The following is a 515-nucleotide window of genomic DNA, read 5'->3' as shown; positions in this document are numbered from 1 at the left end:
GGTGCGCGCCTGGCGGCGATCTCGGCCCGGAAGCGGGAGATCTCCTCGTCGGTGAACACGGCCGGCTTGTCCATGGGCCCCTCCCAGTGGGTGTTCCGCTGCTGCCTTCTGATTGTCCATCCAAACATTCTGTCGACACTCATGCAAGAGATGTGTCCTTGATCTGCGATTACCCGTCCTGGTGTTTACTTTGTGTCGACACTCACTGAAACTGTCGGCACAGGAAAGCCCACCTTGAACCGAGGGAGACCCCCGTGACCGAAGACGCGCCCCCGGCCCGGCCCGGCCGCCTGGCCGGGCGGATCGCCGTCATCAGCGGCGCAGGCAGCGTTGGCCCCGGCTGGGGCAACGGACGTGCCGCCGCCGTCCTCTTCGCCCGGGAGGGTGCCACCGTCCACCTCACCGACCGCGACAAGGAATCGCTGGAGGTCACGGCGCACCAGGTCGGTGCCGAGGGCGGCGCGGTGCACACGGACCTGCTGGACGTGACCGAACCCGACGCCGTGCGCGCGTAC

1 protein-coding gene is annotated in these 515 nt (G+C 67.8%); it reads left to right on the top strand.

Annotation, left to right across the window (positions count from 1 at the left end; translation table 11 throughout):
* Positions 1 to 254 precede the first annotated feature (254 nt).
* On the top strand, positions 255 to 515 hold a 261-nt coding region (locus AC31A1_RS52410; protein ID WP_489660073.1), incomplete at its 3' end, for an SDR family NAD(P)-dependent oxidoreductase.

This window comes from Streptomyces sp. P5F9 (assembly GCF_057961495.1).
The sequence above is the reverse complement of the archived record's forward strand: the minus strand, read 5'-3'. Positions and strand labels throughout refer to the sequence as shown.